The organism is Rhodothermus marinus (assembly GCF_009936275.1).
GTDB lineage: Bacteria > Bacteroidota > Rhodothermia > Rhodothermales > Rhodothermaceae > Rhodothermus > Rhodothermus marinus_A.
On record NZ_AP019797.1, the window covers coordinates 1,834,771 to 1,854,074 of the forward strand.

General features: G+C 62.7%; 17 protein-coding genes and 1 pseudogene. 6 read left to right on the forward strand and 12 right to left on the reverse strand.

All coding sequences use genetic code 11. The features are described from left to right. Position 1 precedes the first annotated feature (1 nt). Positions 2–472: a response regulator transcription factor gene (locus tag GYH26_RS07910; protein WP_161541188.1), complete on the reverse strand. Its 471-nt coding sequence runs from the start codon at positions 470–472 to the stop codon at positions 2–4. Between the two features lie 104 nt (positions 473–576). Further along, complete coding sequence (locus GYH26_RS07915; RefSeq protein ID WP_161541189.1) at positions 577–1,962, reverse strand: M28 family metallopeptidase; 1,386 nt, start codon at positions 1,960–1,962, stop codon at positions 577–579. A gap of 66 nt (positions 1,963–2,028) precedes the next feature. Between GYH26_RS07915 and GYH26_RS07920 the strand changes: the two genes are divergently transcribed. Next, positions 2,029–2,637: a DUF429 domain-containing protein gene (locus GYH26_RS07920; protein ID WP_161541190.1), complete on the forward strand. Its 609-nt coding sequence runs from the start codon at positions 2,029–2,031 to the stop codon at positions 2,635–2,637. Positions 2,638–2,640: 3 nt separating this feature from the next. On the opposite strand, the gene GYH26_RS07925 is transcribed toward GYH26_RS07920, so the two are convergent. The 5 genes from GYH26_RS07925 to GYH26_RS07945 form a co-directional block, all read right to left on the reverse strand. After that, a complete protein-coding gene (locus GYH26_RS07925; RefSeq protein ID WP_161541191.1) occupies positions 2,641–3,327 on the reverse strand; it encodes a hypothetical protein in 687 nt (228 codons plus the stop codon). A 111-nt stretch (positions 3,328–3,438) separates the two neighbouring features. Continuing rightward, positions 3,439–4,629: an NAD(P)/FAD-dependent oxidoreductase gene (locus GYH26_RS07930; RefSeq protein WP_161541192.1), complete on the reverse strand. Its 1,191-nt coding sequence runs from the start codon at positions 4,627–4,629 to the stop codon at positions 3,439–3,441. A 6-nt stretch (positions 4,630–4,635) separates the two neighbouring features. Further along, complete coding sequence (locus tag GYH26_RS07935) at positions 4,636–5,622, reverse strand: MDR family oxidoreductase (protein ID WP_161541193.1); 987 nt, start codon at positions 5,620–5,622, stop codon at positions 4,636–4,638. Between the two features lie 2 nt (positions 5,623–5,624). Beyond that, positions 5,625–6,830: an amidohydrolase family protein gene (locus GYH26_RS07940; RefSeq protein WP_161541194.1), complete on the reverse strand. Its 1,206-nt coding sequence runs from the start codon at positions 6,828–6,830 to the stop codon at positions 5,625–5,627. Between the two features lie 19 nt (positions 6,831–6,849). Next, positions 6,850–8,139, reverse strand: a complete 1,290-nt coding sequence (locus tag GYH26_RS07945; protein WP_161541195.1) for an amidohydrolase family protein — start codon at positions 8,137–8,139, stop codon at positions 6,850–6,852. A 152-nt stretch (positions 8,140–8,291) separates the two neighbouring features. Between GYH26_RS07945 and GYH26_RS07950 the strand changes: the two genes are divergently transcribed. Then, positions 8,292–9,008, forward strand: a complete 717-nt coding sequence (locus tag GYH26_RS07950; RefSeq protein WP_161541196.1) for an energy transducer TonB — start codon at positions 8,292–8,294, stop codon at positions 9,006–9,008. A 3-nt stretch (positions 9,009–9,011) separates the two neighbouring features. On the opposite strand, the gene GYH26_RS07955 is transcribed toward GYH26_RS07950, so the two are convergent. Together GYH26_RS07955 and GYH26_RS07960 are read right to left on the reverse strand one after the other, a co-directional pair. Beyond that, complete coding sequence (locus tag GYH26_RS07955) at positions 9,012–10,136, reverse strand: hypothetical protein (RefSeq protein ID WP_161541197.1); 1,125 nt, start codon at positions 10,134–10,136, stop codon at positions 9,012–9,014. A gap of 45 nt (positions 10,137–10,181) precedes the next feature. Then, entirely contained in the window at positions 10,182–10,748 is a 567-nt protein-coding gene (locus GYH26_RS07960; RefSeq protein WP_161541198.1) for an NUDIX hydrolase, read from the reverse strand. A gap of 160 nt (positions 10,749–10,908) precedes the next feature. Here GYH26_RS07960 and GYH26_RS07965 point away from each other — a divergent pair, with 160 nt between their 5' ends. Next, entirely contained in the window at positions 10,909–11,373 is a 465-nt protein-coding gene (locus GYH26_RS07965) for a DoxX family protein (protein WP_161541199.1), read from the forward strand. Here GYH26_RS07965 and msrB read toward each other — a convergent pair. Continuing rightward, complete coding sequence (gene msrB, locus GYH26_RS07970) at positions 11,361–11,771, reverse strand: peptide-methionine (R)-S-oxide reductase MsrB (protein ID WP_161541200.1); 411 nt, start codon at positions 11,769–11,771, stop codon at positions 11,361–11,363. The genes GYH26_RS07965 and msrB overlap by 13 nt on opposite strands. A gap of 545 nt (positions 11,772–12,316) precedes the next feature. Here msrB and GYH26_RS07975 point away from each other — a divergent pair. Both GYH26_RS07975 and GYH26_RS07980 read left to right on the forward strand, forming a co-directional pair. Then, on the forward strand, positions 12,317–13,405 hold the full coding sequence (locus GYH26_RS07975) for a PD40 domain-containing protein (protein ID WP_161541201.1): 1,089 nt from the start codon (positions 12,317–12,319) through the stop codon (positions 13,403–13,405). A gap of 90 nt (positions 13,406–13,495) precedes the next feature. Further along, entirely contained in the window at positions 13,496–16,147 is a 2,652-nt protein-coding gene (locus GYH26_RS07980) for a S8 family serine peptidase (protein WP_161541202.1), read from the forward strand. Positions 16,148–16,300: 153 nt separating this feature from the next. Here the strand turns inward: GYH26_RS07980 and GYH26_RS15080 are convergent, their stop codons facing one another. Both GYH26_RS15080 and GYH26_RS15725 read right to left on the reverse strand, forming a co-directional pair. Beyond that, positions 16,301–16,597, reverse strand: coding sequence for a transposase (locus GYH26_RS15080; RefSeq protein ID WP_262886179.1), 297 nt, complete (start codon positions 16,595–16,597; stop codon positions 16,301–16,303). Positions 16,598–16,760: 163 nt separating this feature from the next. Then, positions 16,761–16,949: pseudogene (locus GYH26_RS15725) on the reverse strand (helix-turn-helix domain-containing protein); the annotation flags it as partial. Positions 16,950–17,140: 191 nt separating this feature from the next. On the opposite strand from GYH26_RS15725, the gene GYH26_RS07990 reads away from it, so the two are divergent. Next, complete coding sequence (locus GYH26_RS07990) at positions 17,141–19,108, forward strand: AMP-binding protein (RefSeq protein ID WP_161541204.1); 1,968 nt, start codon at positions 17,141–17,143, stop codon at positions 19,106–19,108. Positions 19,109–19,304: the final 196 nt, after the last annotated feature.

Below are 19,304 nucleotides of genomic sequence, written 5' to 3' on the forward strand. Positions count from 1 at the left end.
GTTACGCCGCGCGGCGGCGTCCCTGGCGCAACAGATACAGCGCAATGCCAAGCAGATGGGCCGGATGCACCGGCCGCACCAGACAGGCATCGGCGCCCATCTGATAGGCTTCGGCGATTACCTGCGGATTGTCTTCCTGAAGCACGACCAACAGCGGCACATCCGCCAGCGGCCACTCCCGTCGCAACTGCATCAGGCGCGTCCAGTCCGGGTGCGGCTGGCGGGCCTCCAGCACCAGCAGCCGCCCGGAAAACGCGCTGTGGATCTCCACGAGCGAAGCCACCCAGTGCGCATCGGACACCTGCAGGCGCTGCACGACCGGAAGCGTCTCGGCGGTTTTTTCCTCAACAGGTACTTTTTGCAACTGCACCTGCAACTGCTGGATCACGGCCAGCAACTCATTCAGCAACGACCGAATCGGTTCTTTTTCGGCGGCGCTCCCGGCCGATGCCTGCGGGTTGACGGCTTTCATACCGGAACAGATGCTTGAACTCCTCGGAAGACTACTTCAAGTATCGGTTCAGAACCGGTGGGGATTAAGCCGGAGGAGCAAGCATCGTGCCCCGGATGAAAAATTCATCCTCCGGCGGCGCGCGGAAGCGGCTCGGGCAGGTCGGCGATCACGTAGGCCATGACGGCCAGGGCCGCAATGCACAGGTTCAGCTCGTGGGGATCCAGCTTGTCGATCGTGTCGGCGTCGGTGTGGTGGTACCAGAAGTAGCGGGTGCCATCCACACGAAGCCCCATGCCGGGCACGCCTTCGCGCATAAGTGGTGAAATGTCGGCGCCGCCACCTCCTTCCCAGATCCGATCGGCCCCGATGGGCTCCAGCAGCCGGGCGACGGCCCGAACGATGGCGAGCGCTTCGGGCGATCCCGTAAATCCGAACCCTTCCGGCTTGAAAACCCCGGCGTCCGTTTCGATGGCCAGCACGTGCCGATCCAGTTCGTCCCGGTAGCGATCCCGGTAGGCCAGCGCGCCCCGGAGTCCGTTCTCCTCGTTGGTCCAGAGCACCACGCGGATGGTCCGGCGCGGCCGCAAACCCAGGCGCTTCAGGAGCCGCACGGCCTCCCAGGCGGCCACACAACCGCCCGCGTCGTCCATGGCCCCCTGCCCCACATCCCAGGAGTCGATGTGTCCGCCCACCACCACGATCTCTTCGGGACGCTCCCGCCCCACCAGCTCGGCCACCACGTTGCGCGAGGGCACGTCGGGCAGTGTCTGCGCCTCCATGTAGAGCCAGAGCCGGGGTCGCTGGCCGCGATCCTGCAGGCGTTGCAGCAGCTCGGCGTCCTCGACGGTCAGCGCGGCGTGCGGAATGCGCGGCACGCCATCCTCGTAGCGCATGCTGCCGGTATGCGGCGTGTAGAGCGAGTGCGGGGTCACCGAGCGGACCAGACTGGCCACGGCACCGGCCCGCGCCGCCGCTACCGCCCCCAGCACCCGGTAGCGCACTGTCTCGCCGTAGGTGGTGAAGGGCACGTTGAAGACGACAATACGGCCGGGCGCCTCGTCCCGCCGGGCCTCCAGTTCGTCGAACGAGCGCACGACCAGCACCTCGGCCTCGATGCCTTCCGGCGGGGTGGCCACGCTACCGCCCAGTCCCAGCACGGCCAGTTTCTTCCGATAGGGATGGCGCAGCTCCAGCGCTTCGTTACCCCGCACCCAGCGGGGCACCATCACCGTATCGCCCCGGACGTTTTCCAGGCCATCCTGCCGCATGGCTTCCAGCACCCAGTCGATGGCCCGCTCCAGCTGAGGCGTGCCGCTGAAACGCGGCCCGAAGGTATCGACCAGATAGGCCAGCCGCTCGAAGGCGCTGCTGTCGGCCAGCGCCGCCTTGATAATGCGCTGCGCAACGGCTTCGTAGCGTGCCCGGAGCGTGTCGGCCAGCGGCTGCGCCTGCCCTACCCTGCCATTCAGGATGACCAGTGTTATCAGTGTTGCAATAACGGATCTCATGGCGACTTGACGGTGGGTTGCTTCCGAAATTATCGTGTAGCTTACGAAACCGCCTGCAGAAACGCCATGCCCTCGCCCGCTGCCGACAGCCTCTGCGGCCTCGACTTCGGCGCCCGCACCGCCGGCACCACCGTGGTGGTCTGGAACGGCCGCGACGGCCGCCTCCACCTGCGCGCCTGCCCGCGCCAGACCGATGCCGACGCCTGGCTCGAAGGCCTGCTAATGCCTCGCCCACCCCGCCTCGTCGCCATCGATGCGCCGCTCAGCCTGCCCCGCGCCTACTGCGGCCCGAACCCCGACGACGCGCCCGACTTCTTCTTCCGCGCGGCCGACCGCCTGGCCGGTGCCATGTCGCCGCTGTTTCTGGGCGGTCTGACCGCCCGCGCCATTGCCCTGGCACACCGGCTCCGTCGCCTCGGCGCCACCGTGCTGGAAACCTACCCCCGCCTCGTGGTGCAACGCCGCCTGCCGGAAAACCTCCAGGCCCGCTACCGCCACGACGACCCGGAGGCCTTCGCCCGCGACCTGCTCCCCCTGCTGCCCCAGCCCTGCGCCGAGCCCCCGGCAAGCTGGCACGACGTGGACGCCCTGCTGGCCTGGTGGACCGCCTGGCGCTATGCCCACCATCAGGCAGCCAGCCTGGGCGACCCGGACGAAGGTTTGATCTGGTACTGAACGTCAGAAGTGGAACGTCACGCCAAAGCGCCAGATGAGCACGTTCGTCCGTGAGCGGTACACGTCGTACATTACCCGGCCGTTTTCGCGTCGGATGGAGCCTTTTCGGAGATACTCGGCCTCCGAACCGTACAGGTAGCGCCCGCCCAGGTGGATCAAAAACCGCTGCGTACGCTTCGGCGTGGGCTTGCGATAGAGTTCGATCTCCAGACCACCCCCGTAGCCGTAGCTCAGCGCCACGTCTTCGTAGTTGTTGGACGCGGCAATTTCTCGTTGCTGCTCGCTTTCGATTTTGGTGCGCGTGTAGAAGTAGCGCCCGCCGATCAGCCCCTCCACGAACGGCCAGAGCCGGTCCAGCCCTGGCTGCAGACGCATCAGCAGGTGCCCCATCGCCATGTTGTTGACGGTCTCGACGTCCACCGTCACGTCCGGGATCGTCAGGCTGAACGGCTCGCGGCGGCGTTCCACGCCATAGATCATGAAGCCGGCCTCTGCCCCCAGAAACACCGGCACCTCCAGAAACCGCCAGCCGAAGTCGAAGTCCAGTCCGAAGCCGGCATTATCGACGTTCGTCCGGAATTCTCCCTGTGGAATGCCGGCCAGGAAATAGACGCTGCCCTGAAAGGCCGTCTGTGCCCGGGCGCCAGGCACCAGCATGAGCCAGAGGATCAGTCCTGCGAAGCGCCGCATGGTCCGTTGTTGTTACGTGAAGGGAAACCAACTAGCTTGAAAATTAGCGCCGGCCAGCGGCCGATCGTCATGCGCTTGCCGGCGCATCGCCTCCGTCTTCTTCGGCGTATTTCACCCGAAGCGCTCCAGTGCGAAAGCGGAACGGTGACTTCGGGCAAAGAGATCGTAGCCATCGGGGGTGTATCCCAGCAGGAGTTCGGCCAGCAGGCGTCCCATGCGAAAGCCGTAGCCCATGCCGTGTCCGGTGAATCCGGCCGCCCAGTAGCTGCCGTCCAGGCCCGGCACCTGATCGACGACAGGCAGGCCGTCCGGCGAAAAGCCCATCGTGCCGCTCCAGCGACATTGGATCCGGAGCCCTTCGGTCTGGGGGAAGTAGGCATGCAGGTAGCGTTCCAGGTCGGCCTGCAGCGCCTCGGTGGTGGCGTCCTCGTAGCCCACCTCTTCTTCCAGGTGCAGGTGTCGGGCACCGCCCAGCAGCAGGGTGCCGTCGGCGAGCTGACGCAGGTAAAAGAAGCCGTCGTGCGAATAGACCGGGCACGGCACCCAGCGGCGGCCGGCCGGCTCGGTGGCCAGCATCTGCGCCCGTACGGGCCGCACGTAGGCGGCCGTCTCCGGCAGGAGTCGCGGCAGGTAGGCGTTCAGGGCCAGCAGCACCTGCCCGGCCCGCACCGAGCCGTAGGGCGTCTCCAGACGCACGCCATCGCCGCAGGGCTCCAGTGCCAGTACGGGGTGATGCGTCAGTACGAGCGCTTCGCTCCGGTCGGCCAGGTAGCGGACCAGCGCTACCGGATCCAGACAGCCCCCCTCGGGCAGGTACAGACCACCCCGATAGCCGCGGGCGTGGAGACGACGATTGATTTCGGCGGCGGATAGAAAAATCGCGGGGGCTCCGTCGCTCCGAAGCCATGAGACGGCCTCCTGCAGCCGCTTCTCCTCTTCGGCGGAGCCGGCCACGATCAGCGCTCCGCTGTCCTCCCAGTCAAAGGCTCTCGGGTCCAGCTCCCGCACCAGCAGTGTGCGATTTTCCCGGGTGAACTGCCAGAGACGACGTGCTCGGGTCTCGCCATAGCGGCTACAATCTTTCAGGAAGTCGGCCGAGGCGCCGGGCAGAATAAAGCCCGCATTGCGCCCGCTGGCGCCGTCGGCCAGCGCCCCGGCCTCCAGCAAGATCAGCCGCAGCTGCGGCCGCAGCCGGTGCAACCAGAAGGCCGTGGCGCATCCGATCACGCCGCCGCCGACGATCGCGATGTCGGCCGCGCGTTCGGCCGCCTGATGTCGCCGTTGCCAGAAAGATCGCGTCACGGCTCGTTACGTCTGCACGTCCACCACCAGCCGTCCCTGCGTTTTGCCGGCCAGCATGGCTTCGCTCCACTCCGGCACCTCGGAGAGCGGAATCACCCGGGTAACCCGGTGCAATGCGTCTTTGGGCAGGTCATGCGTCAGGCGGTGCCAGGCGCGGCGGCGCCGCTCCTGCGGACAGGTATTCGAGTCGATGCCCAGCAGGTTGATCCCGCGCAGGATGAACGGGAAGACGGTAGTCGTGAACTCATGGCTCTGCGCCAGTCCACAGGCAGCCACACTGCCGTGGCGCTTGAGCTGGCTGAGCAGGGCCGCCAGCGTCGGACCGCCTACCGTATCGACAGCGCCGGCCCATAGGCCTGAGTCGAGCGGCCGCTTCGGCCCCTGTCCCAGCTCCTGGCGGTCGATCACCCGGGCCGCTCCCAGCGCCTGCAGCAACCCATGCGCCGAGGTCTTGCCCGTCGAGGCGACCACGTCGTAGCCCAGATGCGCCAGAATCGCCACGGCCAGGCTGCCCACCCCGCCGCTGGCACCGGTCACCACGACCTCGCCCTGGTCCGGGATCAGGCCATGCTCTTCGAGCGCCATCACCGAAAGCATCGCCGTAAAACCGGCCGTGCCGATGGCCATGGCCTCCAGCGGCGTCAGGCGACGCGGCAGCGGCACCACCCACTCGGAACGAACCCGGGCCCGCGTGGCATAGCCGCCCCAGTGCGACTCGCCAATCCCCCAGCCCGTCACGATTACCGTCTGCCCGGGTTTGATGTCCGGATTTTCCGATTCGAGCACCGTGCCCACCAGGTCGATGCCCGGCACGAAGGGATATTCGCCCCGGATGATTTTTCCCTTGCCCGTGACCGCCAGCGCGTCTTTGTAATTCAGGCTGGAATAATGCACCTCCAGCAGCAGATCGCCTTCCGGGAGACGATCCTCCGGAAGTGTTTCGATACGGGGTTGAATCGAACCGTTTTCGTTGTACAGAACCAGTGCGCGCATCGTTACCGACAGGTTTCGTGAACAAGTTCACCCTCGATGATCACGCCGCACACGTGCGTGGTGTACTCGAAGGGATCGCCGTCGAAAAGCACCAGGTCGGCGTCTTTGCCGGCCTCCAGCGAGCCCACCCGGTCGGCGATCCCCAGAATCCGGGCGGCCTGAATCGTCAGCGCCTCCAGCGCGGCCGTGCGGGGCAATCCGTTCGCCACAGCCATGGCCGCCTCGAAGAGCACCACCCGGGTTTTCGGGACATAGCTTTCAAAACCACTCTGGAAGGCGAAGGGAATGCCGGCCTCGTGCAGGCGGGCGGCCGTCTCCAGCGTCGCGTTGACCGTCTCGCCGCGCGGTCGCACCATTGTCGGATGCAGGATCACAGGCACGCCGGCCTGTTTGATCTCGTCGAGCACCAGGTAGGCCTCGGCGGCACCATCCAGAATCAACCGGAAACCAAATTCCCGCTGCAGTCGCAGCGCGGCCATGATCTCGGGCACCTGCTGCGCCGTGATCATCAGCGGGATCTCGCCGTCGAGCACCCGCACGAGCGTTTCCATGCCCAGGTCCGGCTCCGGTCGCCGCGACGGGTCCGAAGCCTGCAACTTGCGCCGATAGGCCTGTGCCTTGAGCAGCTCGGCCCGGAGCATGGCCACCGCCTTGGCCCGCGTGCCCGGACTGCGGAAGTAGCGTTCGACCATGGGTCCCAGCGTGGCCGCCACCGTCGCCACCGAATCGATGAGCGCTTCTTCGACCGTCTCGCCCCGCGTTTTGACCAGCATGGTCTGGCCGCTGATGACCGCGCCCGGGCCGTGCCCGGTGTGCAGCGTGGTCACGCCAAAGCTGCGCACCCATTCGACCAGCCGTTCCCGCGCATTGTAGGCATCGATGGCCCTGAGTTCCGGCTGGATGGGATCGGACGTGTCCAGCTGGTCCTGATCGTGGTCGTAGTTCAGGATGCCGGCCAGGCCCACCACGCTGTGCGCGTCGATCAGCCCCGGCGTCACTACCACCGCTTCGAGCACCCGATAGCCCTCCGGGATGCGAATCGCCTGCGCCGGCCCTACCTGCTCGATTTTTCCATCACGAATGAGCACCACGCCGTTTTCGATTGGAGCGCCGGCCATCGTGTAGAGGGTGTCGGCCCGGACGGCCAGCTGCGCCTGGGCCGAGGAAACCAGCAGGCCCAGCGTGAGCAAAAAGCTCCAGATCTTCATAGGTCAACTTCTGCTGTTTTCAGTGCGCTTCATGGACGAACGTATCGCCATCATCGAACACACCGGTTCCACCGACCGCATACCTGCGGTCTTCCGGATCGGCCCGGTCGAACACCTTTTGCCCTTCCACCCAGGTCTGCTCCACGTGCGTGTAGATGCTGAAAGGATCGCCCGACAGAATGATGAAATCGGCGTCCTTGCCGGGATCCAGCGACCCGATCCGGTCGGCCAGGTCCAGCATCCGGGCGCCCGCCAGCGTGAGCGCCTCCAGCGCTTTTTCGGGCGACATGCCGGCCCGCACGGCCAGCGCAGCCGAACGCAGAAACCAGCGCGAATCCGTGATCAGGTCGTCCGTGTGAATGGCCACATCGACGCCCGCTTTCTCCAGCACGGCCCCGTTTTCCATGCGAATTTCGGCGGCCTCCAGCTTGCCGCCCGGTGCATCCAGGATGATGATCGAGCAGGGCACACCGGCCGCGGCGATCTCGTCGGCCACCTTCCAGGCCTCGCTCACATGGTGCAGCACGACCCGGAAGCCGAACTCCCGCTTGAGCCGCAAAACGGTCAGGATGTCGTCGTGCCGATGCGTGTGGAAATGCACAATGCGGCGGCCGTCGAGCACCTCCAGCAACGCCTCCATGTCCAGATCCCGCTCCGGCATCTTTTCGGGATCGCCCTTCGCCTGCTCGATCTTGCGCCGGTAGGCCAGTGCCTTCAGAAATTGCTGGCGGACCAGCGCGGCCGCTTTGGCCCGTGTGCCCGGAAACGGCGGATCGCCCTGCGGATTCGTGCCGTTGGCCATCTTCAGGCCGCCGCAGACCTCCGTCAGCGGATCCCTGCAGTAGAGCAGGTCTTCGATGGTATGGCCCTTCCGGAGTTTCAGGTAGACCGTCTGGCCGCTGAGCAGATGCCCGGAGCCGGACATCACGTTGACGGTGGTGATGCCTCCGGCCCGCGCCCGCTGCACCGAGCTATGCCGCACGTCGATGGCATCCAGCGTGCGCACGGCCGGATGCATGGGCGCCGAGCGGTCGCCTCCCTCCACGCGTCCGATGTGCGAGTGCGTATCGACCAGCCCCGGCATGATCACCTTGCCCGTCACGTCGTAGACGGTGGCCTGGTCTGGAATCGATACCTCACCTTCCGGCCCCACCGCCACGATCTTGCCATGCTGCACCACCAGCACGCCCCGTTCAATGGGCGGCTGGCTGATCGGATAGAGCCGCGCGCCCCGAAAGACCAGGGGCTGCTCCTGCCCGTAAAGCGCCAGCGGAATGAGCGCGATCAACAACGTCAGATGAACCCGCATACGCCTGCCTGGATTGTGTGGAACGAATCTCGGTCTGAGCATGCCCTGAAGTTAGGCAAATTTTGGAAAAGACGCGCGTCGTTTGTTCAGACAGCAACTTTTCATCGAAGCCATAGTTTTTTCACAGAGGCTTTGCACTGGGTGAGGTGGTCATGCGGCGTGGGCCTACAGACTCGCTGCGCTCCCGGAGCCGACTCTCCGAGCGGCTGGAAGCGCGGGAGCGTGCCTATTCGCTTCGTGTTCTGATCGGTCTTGCTTTTGCGCTGTTGCTGTGCCTGCTGTTGACCCGTTTGCCCTGGTATCCGAAACCGCGGCCTATCGGGTGGCAACTGGTCGATGAAGATCGACGCCTGGCGTTGCTGGCCACGCAGCTCGAAGCCCGAGCCCGAGAAGACGCGGGCGTTCCCATCACGCGCTTTGCGCCTCCCGAGCCGGAAGAGAAAAAGGAAGGACGCGACACGTCCGAACTGAAGGCGCTTCAGCTGCGCAGGCGGCTGGAGCCTCCGGCCCGTCTGCAGGCGCGTGAGGTCATTTTTGAGCATCCCGAACAGCCGCCCCAGATCATCGGCGGCCTGGGTGCCTACTACATCCACATCGAGTATCCTGAAGAAGCCATCCGGGCCGGCATCGAAGGGCGGCTGGTGCTGCGCTTCGTGGTGGAGACCGACGGGCGACCCTCAAACATCCGGGTAATCCAACCGCTGCACCCGCTGCTGGACTCGGCCGCGGTGGTGGCCCTGAAGCGCGTCCGTTTCATTCCGGGCAAACAGAACGGCCAGCCGGTGCGCGTCCGCATGCAACTACCTGTGCGGTTTCGTCTGCTTTCCAGTCCCGTTCAGGCCAACAACGACAACGGAAGCGGGCGGTAACCATTACCACCCGGAGACGACCGTTTCTTCCTCGGTTTTCGGAATTTCAGGAGGAGGCAGATCCGAAAGGTGCAGTATTTCCTGACCGACCTGCTGTCGCCAGCGTTCCTCCGCCCTCCGATTGCCCGACACCCAGCGGAACGTGGCGCCGGTACCGTCTTCGTTTACCGTGAGCACGCCGAAAAGCTCACAGGAAGGCCGGAACCAGCCCCCCTCGCGCCAGCGGGCCGACACCTCCGCCACGTATTGCAACGTCAGCGGGTTGAAGCTCCAGCTCTCCACACGGAGCCAGACCGGATACGGGCGACCGCTGAGCAGTTCGACCACCTGGCGGAGCGCTTCGCTCACGAAGTGGGCCACCTCTTCCTTGCGCTCGGCTTCGGTCTTGGGCCGCAACCGTTTGCTGAGGGAAGCCAGCAACTCGGGTTGTTCCATGCCTCCGTACACCTCGAACGTCACGACGGCCGGACGTCCCGCTCGGAACTGCTGCTGCAGCGTATAGCGGAAATCCGGAAAATCCGGCAACGAGGCCAGTTCGACCACCCCTTCCCAGGCCTGCAGCGGCACCCGGAGCCGACTGCGGGGATCGGCTTCGGTACCCATCAGCAGATAGCCCTGAAGCACGCGCCGCACCGGAAGTGGCTCCCAGCCTTCGTCGTCGTAGCGCCGACGCTCCAGACGAGGATGCAGCCGGTAGTAAAGCCGGGCGGTCGTTCCCTGATAGGGATAGACGATCTCGGGCGCGACCACCACCCGCTTCGGAGAAGCATTCAGGCCGAGCTGGTCACACACCGAACGTCGCCCGAACCAGCCACACACTTCCAGCAGCAGGCGCTCACGATCGCCCAGCCGGGCATCCGGGATCGGGATCGCCGTCGCGTTTCCCAGGTACAGCGTGTCGTATTGTGCGTTGAGCAACAGGACCTGAATCGAATCGGGCACGACAGGTTCGGCCGAAGAGAGCCATCGACGCTTCTGGAACTGCACGTCGACCCGAACCGAATCCCATCCCTGCCGGTGCACCAGCAACTGGGCCACGCGATAGGATTCCCGGAGCTGACAGCCTCCCACAAGGAAAGCCGCCAGCAGCAGGACTCCAACAGGACCGGCCACCTTTTTCAAGGGCATAGCGCCATGTCTGCGACTTTACGAGCCGGTTGCCTGAAAAACGACTCAGGCCGCCCGGTTCGCATGTCCGTCGGGTAGAATGCCGCGGAAGTGCGCCCAGAACAGCGCGGCCGCGTGGATGCCGTGCACGATCCGGCCTTCGTCGGCCAGCCGCAGCGCTTCGACGGGACGGATCAGGCGTACCTCCATGTCTTCGCCCGGGTCCAGCCGCGGCGCCGCTACCTGTCGCGCCCCGCGCGCCACAAAGATATGCGCCAGGTTCGTGTGTTTGCTGGGCTCCGGAGCGCAGCGCCCCAGCGGCTCCCAGACCTCCGCCGCGTAGCCGGTTTCTTCCAGCAGCTCGCGCCGGGCCGCTTCCAGTGGATCTTCCCCCGGCTCGATGCCCCCGGCCGGCAACTCCAGGCTTACCACACCCAGCCCGTGCCGGTACTGCTCCACCATCACGAGCTGCTCGTCCTCCGTCAGACACAACACGCACACCCAGTCGGGATACTCGATCACGTGAAACTCCTCGATTTCTTCCCCGCTGGGCAGCCGCACGCGATCGACCCGGAGGTTCATCCACCAGCGGCGGAGCAGATACTCCTGCTTGAGAATTTGCCAGCGCTTCATCTATAAACGTCAGATCGGTCTCGCTGCTGTAAAACGGGTATCAAACGGCATACCGTCGGGCCATAACGCCCGTTGGAACAAAAAGATGCCACGCGGCGGAACGCTTTCCATCAACCGGCATATCTCTTCTTTAAGAAATCTTAACAAACAGAGGCCGGTTATGAGAAGCCTGGACGATCTTCGCGGCTGGCTCGACGCACATCGGCTGCTGGGCTACGATCTGATTCGCATGTACCTGGGCGTGGCGCTTTTCGTGCGCGGCTGGCTGTTCGTGGCCGACTCCTCGCGCATCATGGCCTTCGTCGAGGGCCAGAACCTGGACTGGTTCCTGCCCATGGCGGCCGTCCACTACGTGGCGCTGGCCCATCTGGCCGGCGGGCTGATGCTGGCCGTCGGGTTGCTCACGCGCCTGGCGGCGCTGGCGCAGGTGCCCATTCTGTTCGTGGCGACCTTCTTCCTGCACCTGCAGGAAGGATTGCTCTCAACCAGCCAGTCGCTGGAGCTGTCGGCGCTGGTGCTGTTTCTGCTGGTGGTCTACAGCGTCTTCGGCGCCGGGCCCTACTCACTCGACGCCCGGATGCTGGCGCGAACGCCGGCGCAACGACTGGAGGCTCAGGGCGCCTGATCGGCCGGTTCGAAGACCAGCGCCGCCGAGTTGATGCAGTAGCGCAGGCCCGTGGGCGGCGGGCCGTCGGGGAACACATGCCCGAGGTGCCCGCCACAGGCGGCACAGTGCACTTCGATGCGGTGCATGCCCAGGCTGTAGTCGTCCGACGTCTCCACGTGGGCCGGATCGATCGGTGCGTAAAAGCTCGGCCAGCCGGTGCCGGAGTCGTACTTCGCTTCCGACGAGAAGAGCGGCAATCCGCACCCGGCACACCGGTACATGCCCGGCTCCTTATGATTCCAGTATGCGCCGGTGAAGGCCGGCTCGGTGCCATGCTCCCGCAGAATGCGGTACTGCTCCGGCGTCAAAAGCCGCCGCCATTCTTCTTCGGTGCGCGTGATCTTCTGAACGGCCATTGTCCGAAACCGGTCGTTCTTAAGGACCCTGTCCTATCCATTCATTATTTCTTTACAATCAAACCACTTGCGTAATCTCTTTTTTTTTCGCAAAATGAGGGTAGCAATGTCTTGATGCCCGTCGTAGCAGCCGGTCTTCAGCCGGGCCGTTCCTGTAAGATCGGACGCTCGGGCAGTAGTAAACTTTTCGGCCAGGAAGCAAACCATGCGCCTTCGATTGCTGCTCATCGGACTCCCGGGATGGCTCTCGGGGGACTGTGACTTCAACCCGAAGCCACCGGATCCTTTCTGGTCAGTCGCCTTGAGGTCGGACGGCTGGATTCCGGATGGCCGCCGGATTGTTCTGGCGAGGTACGTGCCCGCTTGGCATCTGTTGACGCTGTACCCTATGTCGGTCGTCAGACATCTGGTGCAGCGGCGGACCTGCACGGAAGGCTATCTGGCCGACACGTTGAAATCGCCCGGGATTGCCTGCGACAAAGGCAAACACACACACACCGGTTACCCAGGAAGATCCCCGCAGCATAATCTGGCACTGAAACACCATGAGACGGACCGCCCAGACGCTCGGAGTTCCCGGACAAGCCGAGACATCACACAGCGTTGCGAGAGGCTTTCCTGAGAGGTTGTCCGGCCGGGTGTTTCCGCAACTCCGAAGGACCGGGCCTTTGTCCCTGTTGATGTTGATGCTCTGGATGAGCGGCGGCTGCGACCTGTTGCGTTCGGAAAAGGAGGAATTCATCATCCCTATCAAACCTGTGTTCGACTTCACCATCGACATGTACCCTGCCTGGGGCCCCGACAGCCGCACCATTGCTTATACTCACCGGCCTCAGACCCCCGAAGAAGCAGCCTTCGGCCGGGGTGATCAAATCTGGCTGCTGGACATCGAAACAGGTCGTCGATGTTTTCTGACGCTGGGATGGAAACCGGCCTGGAGCCCGGATGGTCGGCGAATCGCTTTTATTTACGGAGCTTATGAGGCGGCCAACCTCTATGTAGTCGAGGTGCTCTCCGGGGAGGTTACCGAGCTGACTACCGAAGGCGCAAGTTTCAATCCCTCCTGGTCGCCTGATGGGAAACGCATTCTTTACGATAGAGGGGGATACTATTATGAAATCTGGGTGATGAATGCCGACGGAAGCAATAAGCGAAAAATTACCCGGGGCCAGACCCCTAGCTGGTCACCCGATGGCTCGAGCATCGCCTACGTAACCTTTTTTGAAGATACAAGTCGCGGACATGTGGATGAGCTGGTCATAATGGACACCAGTGGGCAGCACGTGAGGCGCCTTACCTTCGACATACGCCAGGAAGATTACCCGAGTTGGTCGCCAGACGGCATGTGGATCATTTACAGGTCTATTGCTGAAGGCGTTGATCCTACGAATGGTCTCTGGATGATTCATACTATCTCAAAGCGCCGACGCTTTCTGGTACAAGGCGCACATGCTTCCTGGAGCCCCGACGGCCGGCAGATTGTCTATGATGGGCCCTACGGTGAGAACAGCGGGACGATCTGGATCATGAATGCCGATGGCTCTAACCGGCACCCTCTTACCCGGCCGGAAGACTACCAGCCCGGACGACCGGTAGCCTACTGCCCGGAGGTGTTGCCATGGCATGACAACTGAAAATAAAAAACCTGCGCCTGCTGTAGGGGAGCAGGCGCAGGGAAGTGCCCGCAATAACCAGCCCAAACTATAAACACGGGAGGACCAGTTATGCGTAGCTTCACATGTAATGCGCCACAGCGCGTAAAGATTCTGGGCCTGCTCCTATGGCTGATTGTTGGAACCGCGTATGCCCAGAAAGAAGCGGCAACCAGACTGCCAGCCGACCTCTTGGAACGATTGCGTAAGGAAAGGCCTGTGCGGATTGACCGTAGAGGTATTTCAGTTCCCTCTCCTGAAGGGGTTGCAGGAAAATACGTACCGAATGAGATCATTGTGCATTTTAAAACAGGAACACTTCGATTGCCAATACAACAGGCTCAAACTTCTATAGAACAGATTCGGGCGCCACAGAGCGTTATGCGTCAATTGCGGAATATGGGGGTGCAGCAGATACGCAAAGTGTTCCCCGCCTTCACACCAGCCGACACACTCCAGCTACTGGTAACCGGTGAACAGATCCAAGTAGCAGACCTTTCGCAGACGTTCGTTCTTACGTTTCCGGCTCCTGTAGACGTGCCTGCGCTTATATCTCGGCTTGAAACATTGCCTGAGGTCATCTATGCAGAGCCCAACCACATTTATCAATTGGCATATCAGCTTTCAGGGACCTCGGCACCTGTGCCACTTTCGAACCCTCAGCCTCTGCCACCACGCACACCCGCGGACCCGTACTTTACCAGTCAATGGGCCCTGAAACCGCCGCCCGGTATCAATGCCGAACAGGCCTGGGATATTCAGACCGGTAGCTGGAACGTCCGAATCGGCATTATAGACTCAGGCATTGATTACACGCACCCTGACCTGGGAGGGAGCTTTGGAGTTAAAGTAACAGGCGGATATGATTATGGCTATGGCGATGCAGATCCCCTTGATGATTACTGGCATGGTACCCACGTAGCTGGTATTGCTGCTGCTTTTACGCATAACCTGAATAGCGGCGGCCAGCGAGAAGGAATTGCCGGCGTAGCCGGCGGCTGGGGCTATGATGCACGTAACGGTAGCGGTAATAAGGGGGCTCAATTAATTGCACTAAAAATTTCCGGACCAACCGGCATTACTACTGAAAACGCCGCCCAGGCAATTGTAAGTTGTGCCAGTCCAAACCAGTACAATTGCCATGTGCTTAACAATAGCTGGGGAGGGTATCAGTATGACGAGACAATCCGCGGCGCGATAAATTATGCCGCTCGGTTGCGCCGTGTTTTTGTGGCTGCTAAGGGCAATGATAATACCACGCAACGCCATTATCCCTCTGATTACGACCAAGACTGGGTGATTTCGGTAGGCGCCACGAATAAATCCGGAGGTAGAGCTTCGCCCGGTGATCCTGGTTGGCCTTGGCCGTACTACGGCAGTAACTACGGTAACGGAATTGATGTAATGGCACCTGGAACGGCTATTTTATCTACCATGCCTACGTATAGAACTGCGGATATGATAGCTTCAGGTTTGCCTCCAAACTATGCGGGAGCAGGGAATCCCGAAACCGGACCACCCATTAGTGGTACGTCGATGGCGGCACCGCACGTCTCGGGTGTCGCAGCGTTGTTGCTTTCAGAAAACAGCACCCTCCACCCTCAGGAGATAGAAGGAATCATTCAAGCTTCTGCCAGAGATATACAAACTCCAGGATATGACGAAGAAACCGGCTACGGTATTGTTGATGCGCGCAGAGCCCTAGAGATGTTACGGCCACCCTGGGAGTTGGATCGCTATACAGCGCGAGGAGGAACGATCGTTAGCAGCACAGGTGTGTATCCGATCATCATTTTCAACACAGGCGGTGGGTTACCTTCTGGTATTTATTTCGTGAGACGTCATGAAGTACGAACCACTGTACAATTCCCAAAGACCTACCAGGAGAAGCCCTATGTATTTGGACGTGGTCCCGGCATAACCATAGGATGGGGTCCGGAAGCCCCCAACTACCAGACCGGTTTTGTACAGGTAGTTACTTCGTCGTACACCTCCGCAACCCTACGGACATACATTTACCAGGTCTGGGACGAGGCTGGATATTATAAGGGTTGGTTTCCGACTACCGCCAGCAATGTAGTGTTTGCCTATTCGGTTCTTGGAAAGCCGGAAGCACCCCCTCCGCCTCCTGCCCCACCGACGAATCTGACGGTCACCACTGGTCCGGTGGGTTCCCATCCGCAGTTGAACTGGACCGCCAGCAGCGGTGCCACCGGCTATTACATCTACCGATGCTCGAACCTCTACTACACCTGCTCGTCATTTTCTCGTATTGCCTCGACAACGGCCACTTCGTACATCGATCAGTCCAAGTACATTGGAAGCGGATGTCTGGGTGGTGGCGATGAGATCACCCACTATTACGTAACAGCTTACAACACGGGCGGGGAATCTGACCCATCGAACACGGCTACGACGTGCACCGACGCTCCGGGCAAGACGAACGCACCGCCGGTCCCCCGGGCGTTTGCGTTGCACACGAACACCCCCAATCCGTTCCAGGAACAGACCGAACTGCGGTTTGATTTGCCGGAAGCAACGCGGGTGCGTGTTGTAATCTACGATGTGCTGGGACGTGAAGTAGCCCGTCTGGTCGATGGCGAAATGAGCGCAGGCTATCATCGAATCGTCTGGAATGCCACGCATCTGCCCAGTGGCGTGTATGTGTGTCGGTTTGAGGCCGGCACGTTCCAGGCAACCCGGCACATGCTCTTGCTCCGGTAAAGGCCGGCTATCCACTCTGCTGCTACTAATCCGGGCGGACGAAAATGTCCGCCCGGATTTTTTATAACCTTCCCCCCAGATTCATCCCGGATTCACCACAACTTGCACCGAATAGCGCTTCCGGCGTATTCTTACTGATCCGGACAAAAAGAGCTAAAGGAGGCCGACTTGCCTGAAGCAGCCTTCGATCACCGAGCGCTTGTGCCGCAGCCGTTCCTTCGCACGGCGCAGTTCCAACGTCAACGCCTCCAGGTGGGCGCAGCAAAGGTTCTTCAGTTCGACCCGCTTCAGATGCTTGAAGATGCCCTCCTTCGGATTCAGCTCCGGGGCATAGCCCGGCAATCGCTCCACATGAATCCGCCCCTGCTCCTCGCTCAAAAACGCCCGAACGTGCTTTCCTCGATGCGCCGGGAGTCCGGTCCCAGACCACCAACAGGCGCTCTCCAACATGACGCTGCACGTGGCGCAGAAAACGCACTACCTCCTGGCCTCGGATGACCTCGCGCACACGGGCCCGGGTCCAGACCTGGCCGCGAAAGCCAGAGTGCTCAGGGCCCTGGACCAGGAGTCCGGCTAGTCGTTCAAGTTTATCCTGGGCCAGTCTGGGAGGGCGTCCCGTGCCTTTGCGGGTGCGTAGGGCTCCCTTGCCACCTTCGCGGGCGCGACGAAGCCATTGGCTGACGACGCCCTCGGTGACGCCGAGGGCCATGGCGATGGCTACTCCGGTCCAGCCTTCCTGGCTGAGTTCGAAGGCACGCAGGCGTCGGGCCTCGCGCCAGTTGTTAGGGGCGTCGTTTGCCATAGTGGGATCACAACCACCTTTAGGTAATTAAGTTTGGATCAGTAAGTGCGAGTTCAGGATAGCTACATAGCCAGAAGGACCGTCTCTGTCGTTTACTACGAGTGGCAAACATGCCAACACGAACGGCCGGTTGATTTTCAGAAATTTTCAGGTTTTCTGAACTAAAACGCAATAACGGAAAATTTGGCTTTATGGAGAGCTCCACCTTTCCCTTCAACCAGCCCGTGGTCTGGGAGCCGCGGCCGGAGTGGATCGCGGCCAGCAACCTGCAGCGGTTCATGAACCGCCACGGCATCGGTTCGCTCGACGAGCTGCAAGCCCGCTCGGTCGACAACCCGGAGTGGTTCTGGCCGGCCGTGCTGGAAGATCTGGACATTCGCTTCTACCGACCTTACACGCGCATTCTGGACCTGAGCGAAGGTCCGGCCTTTCCGCGCTGGTGCGTGGGCGGCCAGCTCAACATCGTCCACAACCTGCTGGACAAATGGCAGGAGACGGACGCGGCCGAACGTATCGCGCTGCGCTGGGAAGGCGAAGAAGGTACGCTGCGCACGCTGACCTACGCGGGCCTGCACGCCGAGGTGTGCCGCTGCGCCCGCGCCCTGCAGTCGCTGGGCTTCCAGAAAGGCGACGTGGCCGCCCTTTTCATGCCCATGACGCCCGAGCTGGTCATCGCCTTCCTGGCCGTGATCAAGCTGGGCGGGATCGTGCTGCCGCTATTCAGCGGCTACGGCGCCGAGGCCGTCCGCACCCGCATCCAGGACGCCGAAGCGCGCTTTCTGTTCACGGCCGACGGTTTCTACCGGCGCGGCCGGCCGGTCTACCTGAAGCCCGTGGCCGACGAAGCGCTGGCCGACTGCCCGAGCGTGCAGCACGTGATCGTCTACCGCCGCATGGAGGCCGACAACGTACCGGTGCCCATGCACCCGGGCCGCGACCACTGGTGGCACGAGCTGGTCTGGCCGCAACCGGCCGAGGCCGAGACGGTCCGCACCGACGCCGAAGACGTGCTCATGGTCATCTACACGAGCGGCACCACGGGCCGCCCGAAAGGGGCCGTCCACACGCACTGCGGCTTTCCGGTCAAGGCCGCCCAGGACATGTACCAGTGCATGGACCTCAAGCCGGGCGAAACCATGTACTGGGTGACCGACATGGGCTGGATGATGGGCCCCTGGCTGGTTTTCGGCACGCTGCTCATCGGGGCCACGATGGTGCTCTACGACGGCGCGCCCGACTACCCGGACGTCGATCGGCTCTGGGGACTGGTCGAACAGCACCGGGTAACGCATCTGGGCATCTCGCCCACGCTGATCCGGGCGCTGCGGCCGCATGGTCCGGAGCCCATTCGCCGCCACGATCTGTCGAGCCTCCGGGCGGTGGGTTCGACCGGCAGCCCCTGGGACCCGGAATCCTGGCTCTGGTGCTTCGAGCACGTGCTCGGCCGCGAAAAGCCCATTCTCAACTACTCGGGCGGCACGGAGATCTCCGGCGGGATTCTCTGCGGCAACTTTTTCCGTCCGCTCAAACCCTGCGCGTTCTCGGGTCCGGTACCCGGTATGGCCGCCGACGTGGTGGACGAGCAGGGACGCCCCGTGCGCGAGGCCGTCGGCGAGCTGGTCATCCGCAAGCCCTGGATCGGCATGACGCGCGGCTTCTGGCGCGACCGCGAACGCTACCTCGATACCTACTGGCGTCGCATCGAAGGACTCTGGGTGCACGGCGACTTTGCCGCCATCGACCGCGACGGCCTCTGGTACATCCTGGGCCGCTCGGACGACACGATCAAGGTGGCCGGCAAGCGCCTGGGTCCGGCCGAAGTCGAGGCCATCCTGAACGCCCACGAAGCCGTGGCCGAAAGTGCGGCAATCGGCGTCCCGCACGAAGTCAAGGGCGAAGAAGTGGTGGCCTTCGTCGTCCTGAAGCCCGGCGTTTCACCCTCTGAAGAACTCCGCCGGGAACTGATGGAGCGCGTGGTGGCGGCACTGGGCAAGCCCCTGAAGCCCCGCGAGATCCGGTTCACCACGGCCCTGCCCAAGACGCGCAACGCCAAGATTATGCGCCGCGTGATCCGGGCTGCGTATCTCGGCCAGGATCCGGGCGACCTGAGCAGCCTCGAAGATCCGGCCGCCGTCGAGGCCATCCGCCAGGCCGTCTGACGGCCGCGGCCGTTTCCCGCAACACATTTTGCCCACTTTTTTGCGTCGTCCGGCTGGGCCTTCGTGGCGCACTACAAACACGTTCGCAGTCAGGCACGAAGCGTAAGCGAAGTGCCGTTAGACGCTATTGCTTCGTGCCGACTACAGGAGGAACGGGGCCTTCCGCATATTGTGCTCAGGCCTTGCCCGGATCTCC

Excerpts from the sequence above, each read along its gene's own strand:
- GYH26_RS07910 (WP_161541188.1), bottom strand. The coding sequence starts at position 472 with ATGAAAGCCGTCAACCCGCAGGCATCGGCCGGGAGCGCCGCCGAAAAA.
- GYH26_RS07915 (WP_161541189.1), bottom strand. The coding sequence starts at position 1,962 with ATGAGATCCGTTATTGCAACACTGATAACACTGGTCATCCTGAATGGC.
- GYH26_RS07920 (WP_161541190.1), top strand. The coding sequence starts at position 2,029 with ATGCCCTCGCCCGCTGCCGACAGCCTCTGCGGCCTCGACTTCGGCGCC.
- GYH26_RS07925 (WP_161541191.1), bottom strand. The coding sequence starts at position 3,327 with ATGCGGCGCTTCGCAGGACTGATCCTCTGGCTCATGCTGGTGCCTGGC.
- GYH26_RS07935 (WP_161541193.1), bottom strand. The coding sequence starts at position 5,622 with ATGCGCGCACTGGTTCTGTACAACGAAAACGGTTCGATTCAACCCCGT.
- GYH26_RS07940 (WP_161541194.1), bottom strand. The coding sequence starts at position 6,830 with ATGAAGATCTGGAGCTTTTTGCTCACGCTGGGCCTGCTGGTTTCCTCG.
- GYH26_RS07945 (WP_161541195.1), bottom strand. The coding sequence starts at position 8,139 with ATGCGGGTTCATCTGACGTTGTTGATCGCGCTCATTCCGCTGGCGCTT.
- GYH26_RS07950 (WP_161541196.1), top strand. The coding sequence starts at position 8,292 with ATGCGGCGTGGGCCTACAGACTCGCTGCGCTCCCGGAGCCGACTCTCC.
- GYH26_RS07955 (WP_161541197.1), bottom strand. The coding sequence starts at position 10,136 with ATGCCCTTGAAAAAGGTGGCCGGTCCTGTTGGAGTCCTGCTGCTGGCG.
- GYH26_RS07960 (WP_161541198.1), bottom strand. The coding sequence starts at position 10,748 with ATGAAGCGCTGGCAAATTCTCAAGCAGGAGTATCTGCTCCGCCGCTGG.
- GYH26_RS07965 (WP_161541199.1), top strand. The coding sequence starts at position 10,909 with ATGAGAAGCCTGGACGATCTTCGCGGCTGGCTCGACGCACATCGGCTG.
- msrB (WP_161541200.1), bottom strand. The coding sequence starts at position 11,771 with ATGGCCGTTCAGAAGATCACGCGCACCGAAGAAGAATGGCGGCGGCTT.
- GYH26_RS07975 (WP_161541201.1), top strand. The coding sequence starts at position 12,317 with ATGAGACGGACCGCCCAGACGCTCGGAGTTCCCGGACAAGCCGAGACA.
- GYH26_RS07980 (WP_161541202.1), top strand. The coding sequence starts at position 13,496 with ATGCGTAGCTTCACATGTAATGCGCCACAGCGCGTAAAGATTCTGGGC.
- GYH26_RS15080 (WP_262886179.1), bottom strand. The coding sequence starts at position 16,597 with ATGTTGGAGAGCGCCTGTTGGTGGTCTGGGACCGGACTCCCGGCGCAT.
- GYH26_RS07990 (WP_161541204.1), top strand. The coding sequence starts at position 17,141 with ATGGAGAGCTCCACCTTTCCCTTCAACCAGCCCGTGGTCTGGGAGCCG.